The following is a 7,640-nucleotide window of genomic DNA, read 5'->3' as shown; positions in this document are numbered from 1 at the left end:
ACGCCCCTGCAGCGCACGCCGATCGCCGCGTCATCCTGTTCATTCTCTGCCTCGCCGTGCTCATCGCCCAGGTGGACACCTCGGTGGTCAATCTGGCGGTGCACGCCATCGGCGTCGGCCTGCACGCGCCGCTGCCGGCGCTGCAATGGGTGGTGGACGGCTACAACCTCAGTTACGCCGCGCTGCTGATGAGCGGCGGCACCCTGGCCGATCTGCTCGGGCGGCGGCGCGTGCTGCAGGCGGGCGCGGCGGTGTTCGTGCTTGGCTCGCTGCTCGCCGGCCTCGCGCCCAATATCACCGCGTTGATTGCCGGGCGCGTGTTGGCGGGCATCGGCGCGGCGATGCTGCTGCCCGCCAGCCTGGCGCTGATCCGCGTCATCTGGAGCGATCCGCACGAGCGCGCCCACGCCATCGGCATCTGGGCCGGCACCAACGGCGCGGCGCTGGCCATCGGCCCGACGCTGGGCGGCTGGCTGATCCAGACGGTGGGCTGGCGCAGCGTGTTTCTGCTGATCGTGCCCATCGGCCTCGCGGTGCTGTGGTGGGCGCCGCGCGCCATTCCCGAATCGCGCGATGCGCAAGGGCGGCGCGTCGATCTGCCCGGTCAGTTGTTCGGCGGCCTCGCGTTGACGGGATTGGCGGTTGCGGCCATCGTGCATCAGGCCACCCTGCCCGCAATCGCGGTGGCTCTGATCGCGGCGCTGCTGTTCGTGCGCGCCGAACGCCGTGCTGGAGCAGGAGCGATGATCCCCTTGCCGCTGTTGCGTAATCGTCGGCTCAACGTCAACAACGCCGTGATGATGACCATGACCTTCAGTATGTACGGCGTGCTGTTCCTGCTGCCGCTGAGTTGGCTGCGTACGGGCGCACTCAATGCGTTCGAGGCTGGCTTGGCGTTGCTGCCGATGTCCTTGACCTATGTTGCGCTCTCGCACTACTCCGGCGCGTGGAGTGCACGGTTTGGTGTGCGCCTGCTGATCACCGTCGGCATGGTCATGATTGGCACCGGGCTCATGGCGCTTGCTTGCACGCGCGCCGGACAACCCCTGTGGCTGGCGGAACTCGCCCTATTCGCCACTGGCGTTGGCGTCGCGCTGGGCACGGCACCGCTTCTCGCCACCGCCGTCGCCGCCGTCGAACCCGCACGCGCCGGCACCGCCTCGGCCATGGTCAACACCGCCCGCATGATCGGTGCAACCTTGGGAGTGGGCGTGCTGGGCAGCGTGTTTGCGGCACAGGGCAGCGCGGCGGCAGGCTTCGGCGTGGCGATGGCGATCGGTGCGGCGGTGGCATTGGCGGGCGCACTGCTGGCCGTGTCGATGCGCACGGAGTTGCAGCGCATGCAGTAGTCGGGGGCGCGTGCATACGGCAAATGTGTGCGCCCACGTGATGGTCTGAAGATTGCCCCGTATCGCGCAGCCGCATGTCCTGCGCCACGCGGACAGCATTGCACCATCGAATCAGACACCGCTCGCGCGCGCCGCAACGAGCGACATGCCTGGCACATCGACCCGCTCAGGCAAAACTGCGGACTGGTTGCTTGCGAGCGTGATATTCGCATCCCCCCACGCCTTCAGCGCCGCCATCACCGGCTGCAGACTGCGACCTAGCGTGGTCAGGCTGTACTCAACTTTGGGTGGCACTTGCGCATACACCTTGCGTGCGATCAGGCCGTCCGTTTCCAGTTCGCGCAACTGGTTGGTCAACATGCGCTGGGTGACGTTGGGCAGGCGGCGGCGCAGTTCGTTGAAGCGCAATGTGCCGTCCAGCAAGTGGTACAGCACCACGCCCTTCCACTTGCCGTCGATCAGGCTGAGGGTGGCCTCGACCATGCAGCCGGGGCTGCACTGTAGATTGCGATGGCGCATGCGTGGCATACGGTATCCTTTTTAATACTACATGCATAATTTGTGCGTTCTTGTTCAATGGCATGGTAAGCACTACGGTTCTCCTGCGCAATCCGCCGCATTCAACCCCCAAGGAGAACTCCATGCGTGCCATCGGTTATCAAACCCCGCTGCCCATCGACGCCGCCGCGTCGCTCGTCGATATCGATCTGCCCGATCCTCAACCCAGCGGCTGCGACCTGCTGGTGGCGGTGCAGGCCGTGTCCGTCAACCCCATCGATGCGATGGTGCGCGCCGGCGCCGCGCCGCCCGCTGGCGCCGCGCTGCCCGCGGGCGAGTGGAAAGTACTGGGCTGGGACGCCGCCGGCACCGTGGTGGCCACCGGCCCCGAGGCCACGCGCTTCCGTCCGGGCGACCGCGTGTTCTACGCCGGCGACATCACCCGGTCCGGCACCAATGCGGCGCTGCACTGCGTGGACGAGCGCATCGTCGGCCACATGGCCGCCAGCCTCGACTTCGCCGAGGCCGCGGCGTTGCCGCTGACCGCCATCACCGCCTGGGAGGCGCTGTTCGACCGGCTCGATGTGCGCCGGCCCGTGCCCGGCGCGGCAGCCGCGGTGCTCATCATCGGCGGCGCGGGCGGGGTGGGCTCCATCGCCACGCAACTCGCGCGGCAGTTGACCGACCTCACCGTGATCGCCACCGCCTCACGCCCGCAAACCCGCGACTGGGTGCAGGCCATGGGCGCGCACCATGTGCTCGACCACGCCCAGCCGCTGGCGCCGCAGGTGCAAGCCCTGGGCCTCGGGCGACCGGCGTTCGTGTTCTCCACCACCCAGACCATGCGCCACCTCGCCGACATTGCCGAGCTGATCGCGCCGCAGGGACGCTTCGCGCTGATCGACAACCACCCAACACTCGACATCGTGGCGTTCAAGCGCAAGAGCGTGTCCATCCACTGGGAGGCGATGTTCACCCGCTCGCTGTTCGCCACCCCCGACATCGCCGCCCAAGGCGCGCTGCTCGACGACGTGGCGCGGCGGGTGGATCAAGGCCAGCTCAAGACCACGCTCGGCACCCGGCTCGGCCCGATCGACGCCGCCACCCTCAAGCGCGCCCACGCACTGGTCGAAACCGGAGCCAGCATTGGCAAGGTGGTGCTGGAGGGTTTTGGGCAGGTCGGAAAGGCGTGATGCGCGCCTTGCGTCAAAGCTCGGTCGTGCCACCATCAAGGCGCAGCTCGCCGCCCACCATGTAGGCTGAAGCCGCGCTGCCGAGAAACAGCGCGGCTTCGGCGATTTCATCAGGGCTGGCGAGACGCCCCACGGGGATGCGCGCACGCAACGCTTCAAGCCCTGCGGCACGCTCGCTCTCGCTCATGCCCGGCCAGTCGAGAATCGGCGTCGCAGTGACACCCGGGCTCAAGGCATTGACCCGGATGCGCCGCGCCAGCAGATCCGCGGAAAAACTGCGCGCCATGGATCGCACCGCCGCCTTGCCGGCGGCATAGACGCTGCAACCCGGCCAGCCGGCGTCGTGGATCATCGAGCTGGTCAGCACCACCACCGCCCCGTCGCGCAGGTGCGGCAGGGCCTTCTGCACCGTAAAGAACAGGCCTTTGACATTGATGTCGAACTGGCGGTCGAAGAACGCCTCGGTCACCTCGGCCAGCGGCTTGGCCTCGAAGATGTAGCGCCCCAGATCGGGCGCGATGTCCTGCAAGGCGGCGACCACGTGCTCGCCGGCTTCGCCATCGATGGTCTTGAGCATTTCCCAGCCGCGACGGTAGCGTTCGGATGGTTGTTGCATCGGAAACTCCTGTGATGTTCACGCGGCTGTGTCGATTTGCGAAAGGGGCGTGGCTTCGAGTTCGCCCACGGTGACGCTCGCGCCGAAATGGTGGACGACGTGTTCCAGGACGTGCGCGCGCTGGGCGGAGGTGAAGGCCGCGCAGGCATCCTCGACCACGATGGCGCGGTAGCCGAGATCGTGCGCGGCACGCAGCGTGGACTCGACGCACACATGCAGGGCGTAGCCGGCCAGCAACAGGGTGTCGATGCCGTGGAAGCGCAGGAGCATGTCGAGATTGGAAGCCGCAAAGGCGCTGGCGCCCAGGCGCCCGCCAACGATCAATTCATCCTCGCGGGGCTCGAATCCGGGGGCGAACGCTTCGCGGCCTTCGCGCCAGGTACCGGCGCGGGGGATCGCGCCGCGTAGCCCGAGGGTGTGCGAGGTCGGTGCCAGGTCGCGGTAGTCGCTGCGGCAGCGGAAGGGCACGTGGATGACATCCCACTGGCGCTGACGCGCCAGCGCAAGCAGGGCCGCGGCGCGCTGCTGCGAGTGCAGGAACGCATCACGGTCGGCCATCAGGGCTTGCAGCTTGCTCTCCGGGGCGAGCCATTCGCGCTGGAACTCGATCATCAGCAAGGCGGTGCGTGCGGGGACAAGGTTGAGATCGTTGGCGTCGTGCATGGGCTGTTGGATCTGTGCGTCGTGCTGCGAAGCCGCCATTGTTCCGCCGCACGCTATGCTCGTGAAGAGAAAACCATGCAAGGCGGTTTTGCAGTCATGGAAAACCTGAACTGGGACGATCTGCGCGTGCTGCTGGCGGTGGCACGCACGCGCAGCCTGTCGGCGGCGGCGCTGCAGCTCGGCAACAGCGCCTCCACGCTGGGGCGACGCATCGCCCTGCTCGAACAGGCGCTGGGCGTGACCCTGTTCGTGCGCCATGCCAGCGGCTATCGCCTCACCGAGGATGGCGAGGTCTTGCTCGACGAGGCGCGGCGCGTCGAGGACGCCATCGTGCAACTGCGCGGCCGTGCCAGCGACCGCGGGCGCGAGCCTGCGGGGCATGTGCGACTGGCGACCAACGAGGCGCTGGCCAACCTGCTCATCCTGCCGCGCTGGAAGGCGCTGACGGCCCAGCATCCGAAGCTGACGCTGGAGCTGATCACGGGTGCCGCGGTGCAGGACATGACCCGGCGCAACGCCGACATCGCCCTGCGTCTGGTGCGCCCCGAGGCGGGCCAGCTCACCGTGCGCAAGCTGGGCGTGCAGGCGTATGCGGTGTATGCGCAGCGCGGGCTGGTGGAGCCGACGCGGCGGCGGCGCGGCGGCACGCATCTGGCGGCGTTGCCGTGGATCGGCTGGGATGAGGAAATCCAGCACCTGGTACAGGCGCGCTGGCAGCGGCAGTACTACCCCGGCGCCACATTCGCGCTGACGACCAACAGCCTGTTCAGCCAGCTCGAGGCAGCGGAACAGGGACTCGGTCTGGCCGTGCTGCCCTGCTACATCGCCGATGCGCGGCCGAAGCTGGAACGCTGCCTGCCGCCCGCGCAGTGCGTGTCGCAGGACATCTGGCTGGTGATCCAGCGCGGGCTGCGCGCTTCACCGCGCATGCGCGTGGTGGCCGACATGTTGGCCGAGGTGGTACATGAACACCGGCGCGTACTTGCGGGGACCTGATCAAACTTATTGCGGCCTGCGCCGGAATGACGATGTGTAACGCATGCGTCACAAACGCACGCTGCGACAAGCGACGATGATGGTTTATTTGACCAATGACTCCGTGCACGATGGCACACCCGATGCGTACCGCCGTTTCCAAGAGGAACTTGGGGTACTTGATCGCACAGCCGAGCAGCGCGCAGCAGTTACGCCATTGAAGATGAAGATGACGCGGGCAAAATCAGAGACTTTGGCACTTCGTCAACGTTTTAGTTTGTCGGTGGCGGATGTCATCGCCTTCTTCCCGCCAAAAGAGGGAGAGTTCCTGCGGCAAATCATCGCCAACCCGGAATTCAAAGCGCGTCGCGTCACGAAGGCTCAGACGAGTTCATCGCGTTGACCGATCGTCCATTGGATCGCATGGATCTGCCACGCTCGGTCTGCGGAGACGAGCCAACACGAGACTACCGGCTCATCGAGCCGGGGATTCCGGCGGGGGCCGTCTGCACATTACGGCTCTGCAACGATTGCTGGAAAATCCGCAGGGAAATGTATGGGGAGTCGCTGGCCTTGCTGACCTGAGGACATGACACGTCGGGAATGGCGATGAAAATCGCGCGAAGCGCCCCGCCACGGTGGGCGGGGCGTGGGGGCGACGATCAGTCGCCCTTGCTGCGCGACCAGATCAGGGTGTGCGTCCCGTCCTCGCCTTCGATCAGGCGGGCGTAGATCGTCGCCGGAAACGAAGGATCGTCCAGGGTCGCCGACAGGTAGGGCCGCTCGGCCTGGCTGACTTTCTTCCACGCCGCGCCGATGTCGTAGCCGCCCGCCGCCTGGATGCGGTAGTCGGGGGCGTTCTCGCTGCCCTTGTCGTTGGGGACGAACTTGACCTTGACGTTGAGCGTCAGGGTCCGGACCGTGCCGGTGAAGCCGTCGTTCTGTGCGGTGAAGGTGCCGATGTTGGCCATGATGTTTTCTCCGTTCGGGTTTGCAAGGTCGCGCCCATCGCGGCCTTGTCGGTGATCCGCCCGGCGGGGGACGGGCTGGCCGCACCGCGCAGCGGCCGCAACAGCGTGGAGGACCGGGAGGCCCAAAGAATTTGCCGCGCGAGGAAGCTGCGCAGCGGCGGGGAAATTGTTTGGGCCGGACGGTTGCGGCCATGAAGCCCGAGGCGCAGCCGCCCCCCGCCAGGATTCACGACAAGTCAAGGACGCATGGGTCGAACCACCCCGAATGGAGACAGGGCCGACTCGGCATCTCCGTACAAGAGATTCACTGGCCTGTGGCCTGACGCTGGCAAGGGCTGGAACGCAACGACAAGCGAGGATGCCGTCAGTGCCAGGCGGTGGGCGGGTTGAGGGCGTGGCGTGGAATCTTCATGGAGAAGCCGTGCGGCGTTTGTCGGTGAACCGTCCTTCGTGGCGTTGCAGGCAACGAACCGCCAGCGTCGGGGACAGCACGCATCGGCACAACCCAGTGCAGCAAGGTGGAGCGCACCCCAGCGGTCCACCCACCTGCGGAGCGCCGACAAGCGGAGCAGCAAGCAAGCAAGGTGCACAGCCGGCGAGCTCGGCGGCGCAAACGCCGACACACCAGGACTTCTTCAGAACAAACATCAGGATGCGGATACTTGCCCGAAGACGATTTCATGTTAGATTAGGAAATGAATATTTCCTTTAATGGCGCACCATGACACCCTCCCGCCGTTCGCTTGCAACCGCCTCCCGTAGTCGAGGCCGTCCGCGCGAGTTCGATGTCGATCAGGCATTGGACCAGGCCGTGCGCGTGTTTAGCGAGCGTGGCTACCACGGCACCTCGATCAGCGACCTGACCCGCGCCATGCGCTTGGCCCAGGGCAGCATCTACAAAGCGTTCAAGAATAAGCAGTCCGTCTTCCTGGCCGCGTTCAACCGCTACCGCACACTGCGGGCCGAGAAGTTGCGGCAGACCATCGGCGATGCCGGCACGGGCCTGGAGCGCCTTCGCAACGCGCTCGCCTTCTATGTCGAATCCTCGCAGGGCGCGGAAGGCCGGCAAGGCTGCCTCGTCGTCGGCAGCATCGCGGAGCTCGCGACGTTCGACAAGGAAGTGGCGCGGCACATTGCCACGGCGTTGGAGCGCAACGAGGCATTACTGGCCGACCTGATCCGACAGGGACAGGAAGATGGCTCCATCCCCGCCTGCGTCGACCGGCTGGCTGCCACCCAGATGATGCTGTGCCTCGTGCAAGGCATGCGGGTGGTCGGGAAAACCGGCCGCACCCACGAGGACATGCAGGCCGTGGTGAATATCGCCATGAAGGTGCTGGCTTGATTTTTTTGCCAATTTAGGAAATATTTGTTT

At 66.3% G+C, this 7,640-nt stretch carries 9 protein-coding genes; 5 read left to right on the top strand and 4 right to left on the bottom strand.

Annotated features, from left to right (window positions below; genetic code table 11):
• Window positions 1–1,349: MFS transporter (locus ACYCUK_RS07595; protein WP_461594189.1), on the top strand; the 1,349-nt coding region annotated here is incomplete at its 5' end.
• 111 nt (window positions 1,350–1,460) lie between these two features.
• On the opposite strand, the gene ACYCUK_RS07590 is transcribed toward ACYCUK_RS07595, so the two are convergent.
• Window positions 1,461–1,877 (bottom strand): winged helix-turn-helix transcriptional regulator, encoded by a 417-nt coding sequence (locus tag ACYCUK_RS07590; protein ID WP_461594188.1) that lies wholly within the window; start codon window positions 1,875–1,877, stop codon window positions 1,461–1,463.
• Window positions 1,878–1,990: 113 nt separating this feature from the next.
• Between ACYCUK_RS07590 and ACYCUK_RS07585 the strand changes: the two genes are divergently transcribed.
• Window positions 1,991–3,040 (top strand): zinc-binding alcohol dehydrogenase family protein, encoded by a 1,050-nt coding sequence (locus ACYCUK_RS07585; protein ID WP_461594187.1) that lies wholly within the window; start codon window positions 1,991–1,993, stop codon window positions 3,038–3,040.
• A gap of 13 nt (window positions 3,041–3,053) precedes the next feature.
• Here ACYCUK_RS07585 and ACYCUK_RS07580 read toward each other — a convergent pair whose 3' ends face one another.
• Window positions 3,054–3,656: an SDR family oxidoreductase gene (locus tag ACYCUK_RS07580; protein ID WP_461594186.1), complete on the bottom strand. Its 603-nt coding sequence runs from the start codon at window positions 3,654–3,656 to the stop codon at window positions 3,054–3,056.
• Window positions 3,657–3,674: 18 nt separating this feature from the next.
• Entirely contained in the window at window positions 3,675–4,319 is a 645-nt protein-coding gene (locus ACYCUK_RS07575) for a cysteine hydrolase family protein (RefSeq protein WP_461594185.1), read from the bottom strand.
• Window positions 4,320–4,394: 75 nt separating this feature from the next.
• Between ACYCUK_RS07575 and ACYCUK_RS07570 the strand changes: the two genes are divergently transcribed.
• The gene (locus tag ACYCUK_RS07570) at window positions 4,395–5,315 is read left to right on the top strand and encodes a LysR family transcriptional regulator (RefSeq protein WP_461594184.1); all 921 of its coding nucleotides are present in this window, start codon (window positions 4,395–4,397) and stop codon (window positions 5,313–5,315) included.
• Window positions 5,316–5,358: 43 nt separating this feature from the next.
• Window positions 5,359–5,697, top strand: a complete 339-nt coding sequence (locus ACYCUK_RS07565; RefSeq protein WP_461594183.1) for a hypothetical protein — start codon at window positions 5,359–5,361, stop codon at window positions 5,695–5,697.
• A 259-nt stretch (window positions 5,698–5,956) separates the two neighbouring features.
• Here the strand turns inward: ACYCUK_RS07565 and ACYCUK_RS07560 are convergent, their stop codons facing one another.
• Window positions 5,957–6,265 carry a DUF736 domain-containing protein gene (locus ACYCUK_RS07560; protein ID WP_461594182.1) on the bottom strand — a complete coding sequence of 103 codons (309 nt, stop codon included), beginning with the start codon at window positions 6,263–6,265 and terminating at the stop codon, window positions 5,957–5,959.
• Window positions 6,266–6,986: 721 nt separating this feature from the next.
• Here ACYCUK_RS07560 and ACYCUK_RS07555 point away from each other — a divergent pair.
• Window positions 6,987–7,610: a TetR/AcrR family transcriptional regulator gene (locus ACYCUK_RS07555; RefSeq protein WP_461594181.1), complete on the top strand. Its 624-nt coding sequence runs from the start codon at window positions 6,987–6,989 to the stop codon at window positions 7,608–7,610.
• The last annotated feature ends 30 nt before the right edge of the window (window positions 7,611–7,640 follow it).

The sequence above is a fragment of the Thiomonas sp. genome (assembly GCF_054608695.1).
Note: the sequence above shows the minus strand (reverse complement) of the source record. Positions and strands in the feature narration are given on the sequence as shown.

Excerpts from the sequence above, each read along its gene's own strand:
- ACYCUK_RS07590 (WP_461594188.1), bottom strand. The coding sequence starts at position 1,877 with ATGCCACGCATGCGCCATCGCAATCTACAGTGCAGCCCCGGCTGCATG.
- ACYCUK_RS07575 (WP_461594185.1), bottom strand. The coding sequence starts at position 4,319 with ATGCACGACGCCAACGATCTCAACCTTGTCCCCGCACGCACCGCCTTG.
- ACYCUK_RS07555 (WP_461594181.1), top strand. The coding sequence starts at position 6,987 with ATGACACCCTCCCGCCGTTCGCTTGCAACCGCCTCCCGTAGTCGAGGC.
- ACYCUK_RS07585 (WP_461594187.1), top strand. The coding sequence starts at position 1,991 with ATGCGTGCCATCGGTTATCAAACCCCGCTGCCCATCGACGCCGCCGCG.
- ACYCUK_RS07560 (WP_461594182.1), bottom strand. The coding sequence starts at position 6,265 with ATGGCCAACATCGGCACCTTCACCGCACAGAACGACGGCTTCACCGGC.
- ACYCUK_RS07570 (WP_461594184.1), top strand. The coding sequence starts at position 4,395 with ATGCAAGGCGGTTTTGCAGTCATGGAAAACCTGAACTGGGACGATCTG.
- ACYCUK_RS07565 (WP_461594183.1), top strand. The coding sequence starts at position 5,359 with ATGCGTCACAAACGCACGCTGCGACAAGCGACGATGATGGTTTATTTG.
- ACYCUK_RS07580 (WP_461594186.1), bottom strand. The coding sequence starts at position 3,656 with ATGCAACAACCATCCGAACGCTACCGTCGCGGCTGGGAAATGCTCAAG.